The following is a 17,577-nucleotide window of genomic DNA, read 5'->3' as shown; positions in this document are numbered from 1 at the left end:
TTGTGGTTAAAAACATTGTACCGTAAAAGGGCTGTTACATGGCCTTTTATCTTTTACACAATTATATGGACTTTATCGTTATTTAATCTGAGTTATTGATTTTTTAGTCATTCCTTAGTTATCAGGAATACATAACATTTTTTATAGCGAAATAAACGTTTGCTACCAATAATAAAAAAATACAAAAGAAAGAGTAAATGAAGTGGTGTGCTTGAGTGGAATGATAGCTTTTATAGATAATAGCAGTGTAACTGCAAGTAAATGTTCAAAAATAGAATTCAAAAATAGTTTATTTAATTTGTCGATAACAGTCGTTTCTTGTTAGGAACAAAATAAAAAATCCTATACTAATAGGATTTTGACTAGTGTAATATTGAAAATATTGTTATGTAAAGAATTCTTATCTTTGTTGTTTTTGCTATTTCATACTTGCGTTAGTAGGATAGTTTACTTACAATAGTTGCAGATAGAAACAGCTGAATAAAAAGGCTCCTTGATAGTTAGCGGCAACTAACTACCAAGGAATGACCAGTCACACGTCTACACCCTGACCGATCATTTGCCATAGTCAATGCAGTTGCATCGACCTTATTTATTGTACCTAATTTTAGGTGAAAATTCTACCCTTGCTGTAGATTTTTCAAGGGATCGAATGCTTGTTGATTTGCTATGTCAAGGTATTGGGCAGAACGCCTGATACCTTTTTTGTATTTAGCTACTCTACCACAAACTAGTCACTTTCTGTTTCTATCTCACTTAAAATTAGGAAGCTGTTTCTGTCGTGAATGTAAAGGCAGGAGAAACAGATGGGTTTACGCTACTTTGATTACTATAATCAACTGGAAAAGAAATTAAGAATCGAAGAACCGCTCATGTCACAAGCCGGAAGATGGATAGCTCGGCAAATCTCTTTGGGTGGAAAATTACAGATATTTGCTAGTCGCTCACTTAGCGGTGTGGCTTTTGAATTTTGGGAACAGCTGCCAGAATCGATCCCAGGAACATTAATAAAAAATCCGGCAAATGGAATATATGAAGAAATAGAAGGAACAGGTACAGCGATCATTGAGCAACTTACTACACAATCGGAAGATATCTTTTTGCTTCTTTCAAATGAAGGCAGAAATCCCAGTATAATAGAGTTAGCACAGTGGATCAAAGACAACGATTACACATTGATCGTTGTCACGGGATTTGATCTATCCAGAAGTATCAAGTCACATCACAGTAGTGGATTAAGATTATTCGAGTTTGCAGATTTGGTATTAGATAACCATGCAAAGATGAATGATGGTGTCTTGACTTTGCCAAATGTTGATTCTGAGATTTGCGGTGGTGCCTCGATTGCTACAATGCTATTGCTTCAACAAATGATCTATTTTACAGTCTGCCAACTGAAACAGTAAATGGAAAATATAGTTAAAAAGAGACAAGAAAGAATTCTTGCGAATTCTTTCTTGTCTCTTAATACACGTTGATGAAAGAGTCTTCCCCAAAACTCTTTACACTGCAATTATAGTACATTAGTTATGATTATTGCAATGAAGTTTATCTATTGAATGAAAAAAAGTCTTAAATAAAGGACCTTATTTATGCAGAGAACGTTTTCTACGAAAAAAATAGTAGAAAACATGAATATATATTTGGAAATATCAGGGAATGAATAAATAGCAGTTATCTACATATGATGAGAAAAATGAATCAACATTTTACCAAAGATGAAAGATAGAAAAATTTTTTAATCGAAGATTAATTATAAAATATACTTATTTTTCTTAACTAGATATATTTTGATGACTATTAGGAGATTTTTATTTAGTCAAAAGAAAAAATTTTTTTTAATGGATAATTCATGTCTCAAGTATATTTTTACTGTATAATCTAGTTGCTTATCCATTTTTTATTCATTAAATTTGTAAACAGAAAGGAAGAATTGCTTTTGAAGAAAAAAATTTCTTCGGGAAAACCTAAAAGAGATCTTACAAAAATGACGACTCCGCATACGTATGTCATTATTTTTGGCGTTGTTATATTTGCATGGATACTAACATTTCTTGTTCCAGCAGGAAAATTCAGTACACAAGACATTGAATATAAAGATGCAAACGGAGAAACTAGTACACGGACGGTATTACGACAAGATTCATTTCGTTATGCATATGAATTAGACAAGTCTTATGTGTTTGACCAGTTGGAGGACTTACAAGATAACCCGTCACAAAGAGAAAAACTAGATGTTCCAGAAAAAGGCTTAGAAGAGGTCATTTCTGAAGGAGAAAAAAATCTGTCACAAGAGAAACTTGACAAAATTTCTCTAACGGATGATGTGTTATACGAGCAATATGGAGAAAACATTTATGATACTTCCAAGAAACTCCATAAAACAGCGAAGATTTGGGGAACCGATGATTTTGGTGGATTCGGCTTTTTGAATTTTGTTTTTGAAGGTCTAGTTTCTGGCGATAAATATGGTTCTGCAGTTGGGATCGTTGCCTTGATTCTTGTTGTCGGGGGAGCGTTTGGGATCATCATGCGAACCGGTGCTATTGATGCAGGTATCTATGCTTTTATCAGTAAAACAAAAGGATTAGAGCGCCTTGCTTTACCGTTATTATTTTTCGCTTTTTCATTTGGAGGCGCAACATTCGGGATGGCAGAAGAGGTAATCCCATTTTCTATGGTAATGGTTCCCTTTGTCATTGCTCTCGGGTATGATTCGATCGTTGCAGTTACGGTGACTTACGTAGCATCTCAAGTTGGTAATGCTACCTCTTGGATGAGTCCATTCAGTGTAGCAGTAGCGCAAGGGATTGCGGGAATACCAGTACTATCTGGTGCCACGTTCCGTTTGATCATGTGGATTGTCGTTACGGCGTTATCTGCAGGGTATTTGATGATCTACGGAGAGAAAGTTCGTAAAAATCCGGAAAGTTCTGTAACATATAAATCAGATGAATATTTCAGAAGTCATTTGAAGAAAACAACGGATGAGCGAAAAGCATTTACCTTAGGACATAAGTTGATTTTAGTTGAAATGTTGGCTGTATTAGTTTGGATCGTTTGGGGTGTTACGCAGAAAGGCTATTATATTCCAGAAATTGCATCTCAGTTCTTTGTGATGGGATTGGCAGCTGGGATCATTGCTGTGATTTTCAAACTTGATGATATGAAAGTCAATGATATCGCTTCTTCTTTCCAATCCGGTGCGGCAGATTTAGCTGGAACTGCAGTTGTTGTAGGGATGGCGAAAGGAATCTTATTAGTATTAGGTGGTTCAGATGCATCTGTGCCTTCTGCATTAAATACGATCTTACACAGTATTGGTTCACTATTATCAGGTGTACCGGCAGTGATTGGTGCTTGGGCGATGTACATCTTCCAAAGTCTCTTCAATTTAGTCGTTACATCAAATTCAGGACAAGCAGCGTTGACGATGCCGATCATGGCACCATTAGCGGATTTAGTTGGTGTTTCACGCCAGGTAGCTGTATTAGCTTACCAATTAGGTTCAGGGTTCATGGATGCTTTTACACCAGTATCAGCAAGTTTGATTGGAGTACTAGGTGTGGCACGTATCGAATGGGCTAAATGGGCAAAATTCCAGATAAAAATGCAAGGATTTTTCTTTGTACTGGGAACGATTTTTATTATGATCGCGATAGCTATTGGTTTACAATAAAAGAATAGAAGAACAAAAAAGCAGCTGGACCTATAGCAGGTGCAGTTGCTTTTTTATAAAGAAAGGAAGAAAAAAATGAAACTCATTCGACAAATTGAAGTATACGCACCAGATTATTTAGGAAAATTAGATGTTTTACTAGCAGGAAATAAGATCATTGCACTAGAGGAAAACATTACAGGTGGTTACTCTGAATTAGAGGTGGAAGAAATTTCTGGGGAAGGGAAACTGTTGACGCCGGGATTTATCGACTGTCATTTCCATATCCTAGGAGGTGGTGGTGAAGGAGGCTTTCAAAATCGCACGCCAGAAGTCACGTTGAGTCAATTGACATCAGCTGGTGTGACTACTGTGGTCGGCTGTTTAGGAACAGATGGTGAAGGGCGGGATATGACAGCGCTCATTAGTAAAGCGAAAGGCTTAGAAGCAGAAGGGATTACTACTTTTGTATATGAAGGCTCGTATCGATTACCTGTCAAAACTGTCACTGATTCGATCATCAAAGATTTTTTAACAATCGATAAAATAATCGGAATCGGTGAAATTGCTGTTTCCGATCATCGTTCTTCTCAGCCAACTTTTGAAGAATTTGCTCGTGCCACTGCTGATGCACGTGTGGGTGGGATGTTATCAGGTAAAGCTGGAATCGTGAATGTCCATCTAGGTGGAGGAACAAGGAAACTTGAACTATTGAAAAAAGTAGTAGAAGAAACCGAAATTCCCATTTCACAATTTTTACCAACCCATGCGAATCGTACACAAGAATTACTTGATGCATGTATTGAATTTGCTAAAAATGGCGGTACTATCGATTTCACTGCAAGCGAAGATCCTGATTTTTGGGAAAAAACAGATGGAGAAGTCCGTTTTAGTAAAGCATTGAAACAATTATTAGATGCGGGTGTTGCTCTTGATAATTTTACGATGACTTCCGATGGTCAAGGAAGCCTGCCTTATTTTGACGAAAACAACCATTTTATCGGGATGGGTGTTGGTAGTGCAAAATCATTATTAGTCGGTATCAAAGAAGCTGTCCAAAAGGAAAATATTCCATTGGAAATTGCACTTCGAGCTATCACAACTAACCCAGCGCGCATTCTAAAGCTTGAAGGCAAAGGGCAAATACAAGTCGGAAATGATGCTGATCTATGTATCCTTGATAAGGAAACACTAAGGATTGATTCAGTCATCGCCAAAGGACAAATAATGGTGAAAGAACAGGAAGTCAAAGTTTGGGGAACATTTGAAAAAACGATCTAGGGAGTTTAAGCATTCTGTTTGTCTGTTTCTATAGTTGATGATACCCTGATAGTAGTAAGAGATGAAAATCAAGGGAGGAATTAGAATGGCAGATTTAAAAGGTCGTACAGAAGATACAAAAGATAAAGTAGTTGGTGAAGGAAAAGAAGCATACGGTAAAGCTACCAATGATAAAAGCAAAGAAACAGAAGGCAAAGCTCAATCTTTAGGTGCCGATATCAAAGGGAAAGCACGTGACCTCGGCGACGACATCAAAGAAGGTTTTGAAGATATCAAAGAAAAATTCTCCAAAAAAGACGATCACCGAAAATAAGTATTCCATGTTTATCATGTGGAGTTCCCAATATTACATGATGATAAAATGATACCCAACTCAGTAAGCACAAAGAACGGTTGGAACAGGAGCAACTCCTGTTCCAACCGTTTATTCGTTTTTAAAGAATGAGATAAAAGTGTTTCTTACTTTTGTCCCACGCTCTTTTCTCTCCAATTTCTCAAACCTAAACGACTTTTGTCTCGATTTCAGGATTTTTAGTGTGTCGAATCAAAAAAAGTTATTCTGGCGAATCAAGGGTGATTTTAGCAAATTCTTTATTTTTTAATTCATAGATTTCATCACAGCTTTTTGCAACTTCTAACTCATGAGTCACAATGATGATACAGCGATTTTGTTCATGAGCGATTTCTTGGAATAAGTGGACAATCTCTTGCGAAGATACTTCATCAAGGTTTCCAGTAGGCTCATCGGCGACGATCAATTGATGCTCGCAACAGATAGCACGGACGATAGCCACGCGTTGTTGCTGACCGCCAGATAGTTTTGTCACTTGTTTTTTGGCAAGAGTTTCATCGATACCTACTCTCGCTAAACGTTCTAAAGCTATTCGGCGATACTCTTTATGTTTGGCATTTGAGATTTCCATAGCGACGATCACATTATCAACGGCTGAAAGATACGGCAATAAGTTATAGGCCTGAAAAATAATTGATACATCATTTTTGCGATAATTCCGTAAGCCGATTTTCGCTAATGATTGTTCTTCGTAGTATATCTTTCCTTCTTTCGGTTGGTCGAGTCCTGAAATCAAAGAGAGAAAGGTCGTTTTTCCAGAACCGCTCGCACCTAAAATAGCGTACATCTTTCCTGTTTCAAATGATAAATTGACATCTTTATAAAGTGCTTCCTCTGGATTTTGATACCAAAAACCTAATTGTTCTGTTCGTAACATCGAATTCCTCCTTTAGTTTAGTAAAATTTTTCTTGGATTTAATCGCAAAATTCCGATTGATGCGAGAAAAACAGAGAGTAAGCTGATACCGAATGCTACACCGGCGAGAAGGCCTAATTGTGCAGGCTGAACACTGATTTCGAGTTCGCTTACTTGTTGAGAAACTTCAAACGGATTATTGTTGCTTCTGTTTCTCTGTGCATCAGGAGCTTGGGCATTACCATCGGGCATTTGATCAGGGGGTGTTTGACCCTGATTTTGAGAAGTATTTTCTGTCTGTTGATCTAAAAGTTGCTGACCTACTGCATTAGCTACAACATTACCACTGATCGAAGCCATACCGAGGGCTAGGATCATACATAACGCTACTTCAATAAACAATTGTAGGATGATCTTCGTTCGTGATTCTCCCAAAGAGAGCAAGACACCTAATTCATGTCGGCGTTCGCGAATCGTGATCATAATAATTAATGTCAGGATGATGACACCTGCAACAGCTACCAGCAAGACAACATTTTTAGAGAAACTTGCAACATTGTTCAACGGTTCAAGCATGGATTGATATAACGCATCATTGGATTGTAGACTGAACGTATCTGTGTCGATCAATTTTTTTGCCTCTGAAATAAAATCAGCCATTTCATCCGGATCAGTCAAAGTGTAAACAGCTGAGTCAACTGTATCATCATCTGTGGTACCGTTCAGTTCATTCGCAAATGTATAAGAGGTATAAAGTGTATTTGAGGGATTCATAAAACTAAAATTCATTCCCATACTACTGGTTGTAGCAGTCGATTCGTAGATTCCTTTGACCGTCATTTCATATACAGTGTCTTCATCTTTGGAACTGGTGATTTTAAAGGTATCTCCAACAGATAGATCATTTGCCTCAGCTAATGTGGAATCAAGGACAACATTGTTCGTCCCTTTATCACTTGCAGTTATTCCTTCACCGTCTGTGATTTTTGCTGTTCCATCTGTAAAATTACTATTTTGACTAGTAGCTGATACACCGCTGATCTGAAAATCTGCTTGCATCATTTGTGGTCCACCACCCATGCCGCCAGGAGCGTTTGTATTATTTGAATCAGTATTTTGTGAATCACTTGAAGACTCAGAACTGGAAATAGCGGTGATCCCGCTCTTGGCAAGGGCGGAAGCAGAACTTTCAAAAGACTAGCTTTTCACATTACTAAGTTTGGCTATTTTTTCTGCGTCACTCAATGAAACAGGAGTGAGTGAAAAACTGCCAGGATCTGGACGCTCACTTGATGAGGAATCACCCGTAGAATTCTCCTCTTGGTTTTGGAAAGCTGACTGACGATTGGCGCTTAATGTGACAGTCGCACCAACATCTTTTTGTGCTTGTTTTGCTGCTTGTTCAGCCGCACTTCGAATCGTCAAACCTGCCAGTACAAAAATAAGAATGGCAGTAAAGACTGCGAATAACAATAAAGAACGTCCCCATTTTACTTTGGTACTTTTTAGTGCGCGTTTCATAAAATTCATCGTATGTATCCCTCCTAATAGTTACAAGAACGAGTGTAGAAAAGTCACCTTAAATAGAACTTAAATCCTTTTGTTATTCTATGCAGTGATTTTTACAACTTAGAAAATCTGACTATAGTTATTCCCGAAAATATGTTAAAATAGACGGAGTATATTCGTAACGGATGATGTGGGAAAGAAGACCAAGAAGGTTCAGCCTATTATCTTCTTTCTACCCCCAATCAAAGGAACAACAAATGGTTCACATTAAACAAAATGGCTGATACTAGCGATTTGAGTAAATTGTTGTATAATAATGGGGAATAGCTGATGAGGATAAGATCAGCTTTTGTGTTTACAAATATAAAAGATTCATTTATTCGATGGAACTTGTTCAAAAAAGTGGCAGGGATCAAAACGAGTTAGCTGTCAGCTAGTTGCTAGTATGAAGAGCAAAAAATTTTGCAAGTATTTCATTAAAATGAATCACGTATTTAGTTAAAGAAGAGAATCGATGTCTTTAAACTTGGACATCATAAGAAGAGGTGAAATTTGTGAGTACCATTAAAATTATCCCTTTAGGCGGTGTACGTGAAAATGGAAAAAACATGTATATCGCTGAAGTGGGAGAAGACATTTTTGTATTAGACTGCGGTCTAAAATATCCTGAAAACGAATTGTTAGGAATCGATGTCGTCATTCCTGATTTTACGTATTTGGAAGAAAATATCGATCGTGTAGCTGGTGTCTTTTTGACACATGGACATGCGGACGCAATCGGAGCACTACCTTATTTATTATCGAAGTTATCTGTTCCTGTTTTTGGAACGGAGCTAACGATCGAGTTAGCAAAATTGAGTGTCAGTCGGAATGATGCCGCAAAAGGATTCAAAGATTTTCATGTAGTAGATGAACACACAGAAATCGATTTTGGCGAAACAATCGTCAGTTTCTTCCGTACAACACACACGATTCCTGATTCAATAGGTATCAACTTGAAAACAAAAGAAGGCAGCATCGTCTACACAGGAGATTTCAAATTCGATCAGACAGCGATCCCAATGTATCAAACAGATTACGCCCGTCTAGCTGAGATTGGTAAAGAAGGGGTTCTTGCTTTGCTTAGTGAGTCAGCAAATGCAGAAAACTCCGTACCAGTTGCATCTGAATTACAGATTGCAGATGAAGTGTTCGACACGATCAAGTATTGGGAAGGCAGAATTATTGTCGCTTGCGTAGCAAGTAACTTGCAAAGAGTCCAACAAGTGTTGGATGCAGCAGAAAAAGCGCAACGAAAAGTCGTGTTGACTGGCCAAGATTTTGAACGAATCATTCGGACAGCGATGCGCTTAGAAAAACTTCAACTTCCTAGTGAAGATCTACTTGTTACGTTGAAAGATATGAAAAAATATAAACCAGAAGAGCTGATCATCCTAGAAACAGGTCGTATGGGTGAACCAATCAAGTCTTTACAAAAAATGGCGAACGGTACGCACCGTAACATCAAGATCGAAGAAGGCGATTTGGTCTATATTACAACCACACCTAGCATCGCAATGGAAACAATGGTTGCTAAAACGGAAGATATGATCTATCGAGCTGGCGGATCGGTGAAACTTATTTCTGAGAATATGCGGGTATCTGGACATGCAAATCCTAACGACTTGCAGCTGATGCTGAACTTTATGAAGCCAACTTATTTTATTCCCGTTCAAGGAGAATATCGTGAATTGGCTGCGCATGCTGATTTAGCCCACGCTGTTGGAATCCCGTATAAAAATATTTATATTACAGGACGTGGCGATGTCTTAGAATATAAAAATAAGCGGATGAGTGTTGCTGGGACAATCAGCGCTGAGAATGTCATGATCGATGGACTAGGTATTGGTGATATCGGAAATATCGTATTACGTGATCGAAAGATCCTGTCAGAAGATGGAATTTTCGTGGCGGTCGTTACGATCAGTCGACGTGAGAAGAAAATCATTTCAAAACCGCAAATTACATCACGTGGGTTTGTCTATGTGAAGGCGAGTCGTGATTTGATGAAAGAAAGCAGCAGTATGATCGAAGAAATCGTTGGGAAACATTTAGAAAGTAATGATTTTGAATGGAGTAAACTCAAACAAGATATTAGAGATCAGCTTGGACGCTATTTGTTTGAACAAACCAAACGACGTCCTGTCATCTTGCCAGTGATCATGGAAGCTACTCAACGTAGAGGTAAAAAATAAGCATAATCAACAATGGTATGGAAATTTTTCTCCACAGTGAGAAGGATTTTCCATACCGTTTATTTTTATAGTTGATGATAAGATGAGAATGAAGTTACTTAAAGAGATAGGAGAGAAAAAGTAAATGGAAAAAACAAAAGTAGAAAACTATTTAGATGACTTAGGAGTACGCTATCAACCTATTGAGTTTGGAAAAGAAGATTTAGAAAATTTTGAGGCGGTATTACAAGCTCAAAAGATCGACCCAAAGCTTGTCTGCAAGACATTGGTTTTAAAAGGTGATAAAACAGGTGTGATCATTGCAATTGTTCCTTTAGCTACACATTTGGATTATAAAAAAACGCGAAAAGTGTCTAAAGATCACAAAGTTGGGTTTCCCGGTATGGACTACGTGATGGCTTATACTGGCTATCCTCACGGAGCAAATACGCCAATCGGCATCCATAAAGAGCATCCAGACTATCTTTTTCTGGCGGACAACACATTGAAAGAGCAAAATGAGTTAGTCATGTCGAGTGGTGAAATCGGTAGGAGCATCAAAATTGCTAGAAAAGACTTTGAAACAATCGTCCAACCAATCTATGCAGATCTGGTTTAAATTGTTTTTAGTAGCTGAAACTGACTTTGGACTTGGTGCAAACTGTATTATCTGTTACAATGATTTCGTATATACTGTACTATTATTTAGATAAATTTCTGAAAGTGAAATCGTTTTACTATTCATAATAAAAAGTGTTGGGAGTGGAAAAAATGAAAATTACTTATCACGGCCATTCTTGCCTAACCGTAGAAATGGCTGACGGACAACGGCTGATCATCGATCCTTTTATTACAGGAAACGGCAAGACGGATTTAATAGTGGAAAGAGTTAACACAGATTGGATCTTAGTTACTCATGGACATAGTGACCATATAGGAGATATGATCCCGATTGCTGAGAAAAACGATGCCACGATCATAAGTATTGTTGAAATCGCAGATTATGCACAAAGTCGTGGGGTAAAAGGACATGGGATGAATATCGGCGGTAAATACACGTTTCCCTTTGGTACAGTAAAATTCGTACCTGCACAACATAGTTCGAGCTATGAAGTTGATGGTATTCTGCAATATATGGGAGAACCTAGCGGAATTGTTATCCAAGCTGAAGGAAAAACGATCTATCATGCTGGAGATACAGCTGATTTCAGTGACCTTGCTTTGCTAAAAGAACAGTTTTCGATTGATGTTGCATTTTTGCCGATTGGAGATAACTACACGATGGGACCGGAAGATGCGGCGAGAGCAGCTAAACGGATCGGTGCTAAATTGGTCGTACCTATCCACTACAATACATTCCCAGTGATCGAACAAGATCCACAAGTATTTATCGATTTATTGACGGAAAACGAAGGAAAAATAATGAGCGTATCTGAAACGCTAGAAGTGTAGGGGTAGTTATGGCGACGAAGCATGATTTAATTTTAGAATATATTGAAAGTTTGCCAGTAGGAAATCGTATTTCAGTAAGAAGTATTGCAAAAGAACTGAGTGTCAGTGAAGGTACTGCCTATCGAGCAATCAAAGATGCGGAAAATGTTGGTTTAGTCTCGACCATCCAACGCGTTGGTACGATTCGGATCGAGCGGAAATTAAAAAAACATATCGAGCGTTTGACGTTCGGTGAAGTTGTACGGATCATTGAAGGAGATGTGTTAGGCGGTGCCTCTGGGCTTGATAAAGTACTGAACAAATTTGTGATCGGCGCAATGACAAAACATGCAATGGAACGCTATATCACTCCCGGATCGTTGATGATCGTAGGGAACAGAGCAGAAGTGCAAAAGCTTGCTTTAGAGGATGGTGCAGCAGTACTCATCACAGGTGGTTTTGATACAACTCCTGAAATTGCACAGTTAGCAGATGAATTAGCCATGCCGATCCTACGAACAAGTTATGACACGTTTACAGTTGCGACAATGATCAACCGTGCATTGAGTGATCAGTTAATCAAAAAAGATATCATGCTAGTCAGTGATATTTATATGTCAGCAGAAAAAACACACTACTTATTTCAAACAGATACAATTGCCGATTATCAGAAATTATCAGAAGAAACACAGCATTCACGATTTCCTGTAGTGAATCGTCATATGCGTCTGATGGGGATCATCACAGCAAAAGATGTATTAGGAAAATCAGCTACTCAATTCATTGATCGTGTCATGACGAAAGAACCAATCAGTGTCAAAAAAACGATGAGTGTTGCTTCAGTCAGCCATCAAATGATCTGGGATGGCTTGGAAGTGATGCCAGTAGTGTCAGATGATTTGACTCTTGAAGGAGTAATCACTCGTCAGGATGTAATGAAAGCTATGCAGCTCGTCCAAAGACAGCCGCAAATCGCAGATACGATCTCTGATCAGATTTCTGGCAGCATCCAAACAATCGATGTGGATAAAGAAGGAAATCGTTTAGAGAATCCTAAATTCAAGTTTGTCGTGACCCCTCAAATGGTCAACGGCGTCGGTACGATTTCCTTTGGTGTTTTGAGTGAGATACTTGCAGATGTTGCACAAAAAACAATGGTGATGAATCAGCGAAGAAACATTTTGATCGAACAAGTAAATCTGCATTACCTACGTTTGATCCAATTAGAAAGCGAGCTAGATATACGTCCTCGAGTATTAGAAATAGGCAGAAGATCTGCCAAACTAGATATCGAAGTATACATTGAAAATACGATCGTTTCAAAAGCTATTGTGGTGTGTCAAGTAATGGAACGTTCTTAGAAAGCAGGAAAAAAATGTCTATCCAATCAGAAATAATAACAGAAGTAAAAAAATATGATCGAATCATCATCCATCGGCATCAACGCCCTGACCCAGATGCTTTAGGCTCTCAAGTTGGGTTAGCAGAAATTTTACGAGAAAGCTTTCCAACCAAAGAGATTTATCAAGTGGGTGAAACAGTTGAGGGGCTTCGTTTTTTAGCAGAGATGGAGACGATAGGAGATCATGTGTATCAAAATGCATTGGTGATCGTAACAGATACAGCAAATTCCCCTAGAATCAGTGATAAACGCTATGATCTTGGCGATAAACTGATAAAGATCGATCATCATCCAAATGATGAACCTTACGGAGATTTGGTCTGGGTCAATACGGATGCAAGCAGTTGCAGTGAAATGATTGCTGAGTTTGCGTTGCTATTCCCAGATGAGCTAAAAATCAATGCGCAAGCGGCCCGCCTTCTTTATGCAGGGATCGTAGGGGATACTGGACGTTTCTTATATCCAGCTACTACCTCAAGAACGCTAGAGATTGCTGCAATCCTAATGAGCTATCCGTTTGATGCAAGTGCGCTAAACCGAGAAATCGAACAAATGCCTATGAAGGTAGCGAAACTTTCAGGGTATATCTATCAAAATATCGAAGTTGATGAACATGGTGCTGGCAAGGTGATCTTATCTCAAGAAATCCTTTCGAAGTATGCGATTGATGACTCCGAGACAGCCGCAATCGTCTCATTGCCAGGAGTGATCGATGAGGTATTAGCATGGGGGATCTTTGTTCAACAACCAGAAGGCTATTATCGTGTACGTCTACGTTCGAAAGGCCCTGTTATCAATGAACTGGCGAAGCGTCATCACGGCGGTGGACATCCATTAGCAAGTGGAGCCAATGCGAAAGATCTCACTGAAGTAGCAGAAATCTATCGAGAAATACAAGAAATGTGTCAGGTATTCAAAAAATAATTTTGCTCAAAGCTTCTGAACGATAAGAAGGTAGATGCAACAATCGTAAAGAAAATCATTATTGTGTTAAAAATCACAAATGTGTCTTTTCAAATGGCGGGCTATCCGTTACAATATGGATTAACGCTATTTTAAAGGAGAAAGAAGATGACATTACCAAATTGTCCGCAATGCGGATCTGAATATACCTATGAAGATCGAGGGCTTTATATTTGTCCAGAATGTGCAAATGAATGGAGCAGTGAAGAAACGAGCCAACAAGAAGAAGGATTGGTTGTACTTGATGCAAACGGGAATCGTTTGGCAGAAGGGGATAGCGTCACAGTGATCAAAGATTTAAAAGTCAAAGGCGCTACAGGAGCAATCAAACAAGGAACGAAAGTCAAAAATATTCGTTTAGTTGAAGGCGATCATAACATTGACTGTAAAGTCGATGGCTTCGGTCCGATGAAGTTAAAATCAGAATTTGTTAAAAAGCTGTAAAAAGCTCAAGTTATTTTCACATTCTTTTCGTATTACTCATGGTAAAATAAGGTAAAGTAAAAAGGAGTGAAATCAACATGTATGGATATGGAATGTATGGTTTCTTTGATCCAACATTTATATTAGTCATAGCTGGTCTGATCATATCAGGCATTGCTTCGGCTTACGTCAATAGTACGTTTCGAAAATATGATCAAATACAAAGTAAAAATCACGTGACAGGTACGCAAGCAGCTCAATTCATTTTACAAAGTCAACAGATCAATGATGTTGGAGTGCAACAAATTGCAGGGAATTTAACAGATAACTACAATTCTGGGAATAAGATGCTGAGTTTATCTCAGGCAACTGCTCAGTCGACATCTGTTGCAGCAATCGGTGTAGCAGCTCATGAATGTGGACACGCTGTCCAAGACGCAGTCGGTTATGCACCGCTGAAAATCAGAGCGGCATTAGTTCCGGTTGCGAACTTTGGCTCAATGATCTCATTTCCACTGATTTTGGTAGGGGTACTCTTAAGCTGGAATGATACCTTGATCAATATTGGAATATTTGCTTTTTCGTTAGCTTTATTATTTCAATTAGTCACATTGCCGGTGGAATTCAATGCATCAAGACGAGCAATCCGTATCTTAAGTGAGGGCGGTCTTTTGGCAGAAGATGAAGTACCGATGGCTAGACATGTATTGTTTGCGGCCGCATTGACTTATGTAGCAGCTGCTTTATCTACTTTTTTACAGTTGTTACGTTTGATCCTGATTTTTGGTGGAAACAGAAGAGATTAGGAACAAAAAGAATCATTTTTTACTTTTCTTTCATTCAAAACAGACAGTGAAGTGGGCTGTCGATCATAGAATTTGAACTACGAATTCTTGTGATCGACAGCTTTTTTGTATTCTCTGTTCTTGCTCTATTGGATATAGTACTTCTCCATGCGTAAATAAATCCAGTTAGTATTTAGTCAAAAAATGTCAATTGAGATACATTTTTTTGATCAAGTTGATCAGTTTAGACCATGATTCATTTTCATCGTGTGGATCAAGATAAAAGATTTCAGCATTTTTCTGGGATATCTCAAATTCATCGGTGATGATCAAATCTGCCTTTTCTGGAGTTTCAGTAATATGTAGGAATTGTTCATTAAAGAGATTTTTCAATCGATTTTTTATGTAATAATTACCGGTTATTGGTTTGTTTATTTGAAAATGAATAAAGATTTCTTTTTTTTCTTCTGCGTGTAAAAGTGTATGGATCAACTGACTAAGTTTTCCAGTAAGTATTTCTTTGTGGGGGGAATGTAAGTAGACACATTCGATAAGTGCTTTTATCTTCTCCAGTTGGCTATCTTCAATTGCTTTACTTGGCGACTTTTTTGGAAAAAAAAGTGTCTGGAAATCTTCTACGTTCTTTTCTAGCAATAAAATGAACGATGTCCTCATGATGATGAAATACCCGTAATAATATTTTTTTTCTGGTGTACCAATAAAAGGATAGGAATCGGCAAGTTTTTTTACTAAGAGCGAAGTTTTTCGGCAAATCGGATGGTTGCTTTTAGATAATTCATAACCAAAAAGTGTTTTTTGCTGATCCGAAACTAGATTAGGAAAAAAGTAGCACAGCAGGAAATTAAATATGATGATTTCATTCATTGTGATATTTTGCGGAAAGATTGAAAAAAAGTGCTGTTTGAACTCTCCAGAAAAATTTTTTGTTTGATAGATGATCCTCATTATTTCATAGGTGGATAGCATTGTAGGATCGTCCAGATTTTGCAGCTTCGACCGAATCATAAAAATGGCCATCAGCAAGAATCTGTTTTCATATTGTTTGATCGCTGTTTTTGTTAATAGTTCATGTGACAGCAACTTCTCTTTTTTTACCGAAGAATATCTCAGACTTTTTAGAGGCCATTGAACACCTTGAAAAGATTCTGAAAAAAAATGATACATAAAGACTCTTAAAAAAAGTTCATTTCCTGTGATCATATAGCAATTTTGGCGTGAAACAAGTTGTAATTGGAAACGACCTAATACTTTATTCAATTGCCTCTTTAGTTTTTCAAGATAAGAAGGTGAAATATATAACTGCTCGAGTAAGATTTTTTTGGGGACATGAGCGTCCGGATAATTAAAAAGCAATAATAAGAATTTGAATCGATTTGATTCTTGAAGATAAAATAACTTTACCTTATAGAAAATAGTCATTTTATCATTTAAACTTGGCTCGATCGTTTGGATCGTTCCTTTCGCTGTAGACTGGATAAAATTGGCGATTTTTAAATATTGGAAAATCGTTCCATTCAGCTTTCGTATGATTTCTTTGATGGTTCTTTTTGGAATTGACAAAGTAGTAGCTAATTCTTGTAGCGTACATGTCTCTTTTTGAATGATCGTATAGAGAACAAGTAATTCTTTTTTTCTAGCATCGATTAACATGAAGTCCTCCTTTTTAATCTTATTGTTGTCCAGAACGAGACAAAAAATGTGAGTGGAAAGTATTTTTAATGTATGTTATTCTCACATTATACTAGAATATTATTTTTATAATCGTTATTTAAAAAGCATCATTGATTCATTTATCCTATTGTTTCTTTCTTTGCTTAATTTGTCAAGCTATAACGGATAATATAAAATAAAAAATTTGTTTTTATGTTGATATTAAGCCATAAGTGTTATGTTTTAACAACAATGTGTATGATGGGTCATGAACAAATCAGTGTTCAGTTATACCTTGTAAAAAAGCTTGCAAAAGTGTCTGTTATGTTTGTTATTTTTATCGACGAGGAAACGAATACACAAGAATAGGATCAGTCAATAAAATCCAAATGAAAGGACGGATGAGTCCGTGGGAAGAGTAACAAATTTTAGTAAAGAGTATTTACTCTTTAAAAGTATGGTGTATGCTGAAGAAAACGGGATATCGATGATAACAGCGAGAAGCTTAGCTTCTTTTTGTGGTTGCTCTACTTATCCAATCTATGCGCATTTTAAATCGATACGTATACTAAAAGAAAAAATACTTGAGGAGATCACGATTTGCTTCGATCGTTACTTGACGGAGTATGTCGTAGATGATTTTTTTAGTATTGTTCATTTATTAAAAGAATTCTTTTCGATCCATGAAAGTATCAGGGGTGTGGTGATCAAATCTGAATTAGATATGGCTTCCTTATTCAAACGTGCATTTTTTGAGTACATACAAGAACAAACCGGAATCAAAGAACCTTACTTATTAGAACTATTGTGGTTAAATGCTTTGGGTAGTTTGAATTCGGACAAGTCTTCCCATGAATTTTTCGAAACGATGACACTGATCTGGAACAAGCTGGCGGAGCTGGAAGAAAACTTACCAGAAGTTTTGACCAATATCCAGTACTTGCCTAGTAGATGAGGGACAGAAAATGATTTTAGTCTAAATTTCTTTGTTTGACTCAGGCAACGGGGTTAAATAGTACGTTTATTCTTTTGT

14 protein-coding genes and 1 pseudogene are annotated in these 17,577 nt (G+C 37.5%); 12 read left to right on the top strand and 3 right to left on the bottom strand.

Going from position 1 to position 17,577, the window contains the following annotated elements; all coding sequences use genetic code 11:
• The first annotated feature begins 806 nt into the window (after positions 1–806).
• The 4 genes from DVW83_RS10845 (at position 807) to DVW83_RS10830 (ending at position 5,252) form a co-directional block, all read left to right on the top strand.
• A complete protein-coding gene (locus DVW83_RS10845) occupies positions 807–1,406 on the top strand; it encodes an SIS domain-containing protein (RefSeq protein ID WP_104662035.1) in 600 nt (199 codons plus the stop codon).
• A gap of 533 nt (positions 1,407–1,939) precedes the next feature.
• Positions 1,940–3,679, top strand: coding sequence for a putative basic amino acid antiporter YfcC (gene yfcC / locus DVW83_RS10840; RefSeq protein ID WP_104662034.1), 1,740 nt, complete (start codon positions 1,940–1,942; stop codon positions 3,677–3,679).
• A 75-nt stretch (positions 3,680–3,754) separates the two neighbouring features.
• On the top strand, positions 3,755–4,939 hold the full coding sequence (gene iadA / locus DVW83_RS10835; RefSeq protein WP_104662033.1) for a beta-aspartyl-peptidase: 1,185 nt from the start codon (positions 3,755–3,757) through the stop codon (positions 4,937–4,939).
• Between the two features lie 85 nt (positions 4,940–5,024).
• Positions 5,025–5,252, top strand: a complete 228-nt coding sequence (locus DVW83_RS10830; RefSeq protein WP_123862590.1) for a CsbD family protein — start codon at positions 5,025–5,027, stop codon at positions 5,250–5,252.
• A gap of 241 nt (positions 5,253–5,493) precedes the next feature.
• Here DVW83_RS10830 and DVW83_RS10825 read toward each other — a convergent pair whose 3' ends face one another.
• Both DVW83_RS10825 and DVW83_RS10820 read right to left on the bottom strand, forming a co-directional pair.
• Complete coding sequence (locus tag DVW83_RS10825; protein WP_137239366.1) at positions 5,494–6,168, bottom strand: ABC transporter ATP-binding protein; 675 nt, start codon at positions 6,166–6,168, stop codon at positions 5,494–5,496.
• Between the two features lie 12 nt (positions 6,169–6,180).
• Positions 6,181–7,677: pseudogene (locus tag DVW83_RS10820) on the bottom strand (ABC transporter permease).
• 533 nt (positions 7,678–8,210) lie between these two features.
• Here DVW83_RS10820 and DVW83_RS10815 point away from each other — a divergent pair.
• From DVW83_RS10815 to DVW83_RS10785, 7 genes are all read left to right on the top strand, one after another.
• Entirely contained in the window at positions 8,211–9,890 is a 1,680-nt protein-coding gene (locus DVW83_RS10815) for a ribonuclease J (RefSeq protein ID WP_104660958.1), read from the top strand.
• 124 nt (positions 9,891–10,014) lie between these two features.
• Entirely contained in the window at positions 10,015–10,488 is a 474-nt protein-coding gene (locus tag DVW83_RS10810; RefSeq protein ID WP_104660959.1) for a YbaK/EbsC family protein, read from the top strand.
• 152 nt (positions 10,489–10,640) lie between these two features.
• Positions 10,641–11,321 carry a metal-dependent hydrolase gene (locus tag DVW83_RS10805; protein ID WP_104660960.1) on the top strand — a complete coding sequence of 227 codons (681 nt, stop codon included), beginning with the start codon at positions 10,641–10,643 and terminating at the stop codon, positions 11,319–11,321.
• 8 nt (positions 11,322–11,329) lie between these two features.
• Positions 11,330–12,661, top strand: a complete 1,332-nt coding sequence (locus DVW83_RS10800; protein ID WP_005876680.1) for a DRTGG domain-containing protein — start codon at positions 11,330–11,332, stop codon at positions 12,659–12,661.
• 14 nt (positions 12,662–12,675) lie between these two features.
• Positions 12,676–13,626 carry a DHH family phosphoesterase gene (locus tag DVW83_RS10795; RefSeq protein ID WP_104660961.1) on the top strand — a complete coding sequence of 317 codons (951 nt, stop codon included), beginning with the start codon at positions 12,676–12,678 and terminating at the stop codon, positions 13,624–13,626.
• A gap of 147 nt (positions 13,627–13,773) precedes the next feature.
• A complete protein-coding gene (locus tag DVW83_RS10790; RefSeq protein WP_104660962.1) occupies positions 13,774–14,109 on the top strand; it encodes a zinc ribbon domain-containing protein YjdM in 336 nt (111 codons plus the stop codon).
• Between the two features lie 77 nt (positions 14,110–14,186).
• Positions 14,187–14,894, top strand: a complete 708-nt coding sequence (locus tag DVW83_RS10785) for a zinc metallopeptidase (RefSeq protein WP_005876685.1) — start codon at positions 14,187–14,189, stop codon at positions 14,892–14,894.
• A 186-nt stretch (positions 14,895–15,080) separates the two neighbouring features.
• On the opposite strand, the gene DVW83_RS10775 is transcribed toward DVW83_RS10785, so the two are convergent.
• On the bottom strand, positions 15,081–16,544 hold the full coding sequence (locus DVW83_RS10775) for a helix-turn-helix domain-containing protein (protein ID WP_238699404.1): 1,464 nt from the start codon (positions 16,542–16,544) through the stop codon (positions 15,081–15,083).
• Between the two features lie 409 nt (positions 16,545–16,953).
• On the opposite strand from DVW83_RS10775, the gene DVW83_RS10770 reads away from it, so the two are divergent.
• Entirely contained in the window at positions 16,954–17,499 is a 546-nt protein-coding gene (locus DVW83_RS10770) for a hypothetical protein (protein WP_104660964.1), read from the top strand.
• The last annotated feature ends 78 nt before the right edge of the window (positions 17,500–17,577 follow it).

This window comes from Enterococcus sp. VV15 (assembly GCF_005236045.1).
Classification (GTDB): domain Bacteria; phylum Bacillota; class Bacilli; order Lactobacillales; family Enterococcaceae; genus Enterococcus_B; species Enterococcus_B durans.
This window is presented reverse-complemented; position numbering and strand designations above follow the sequence as displayed.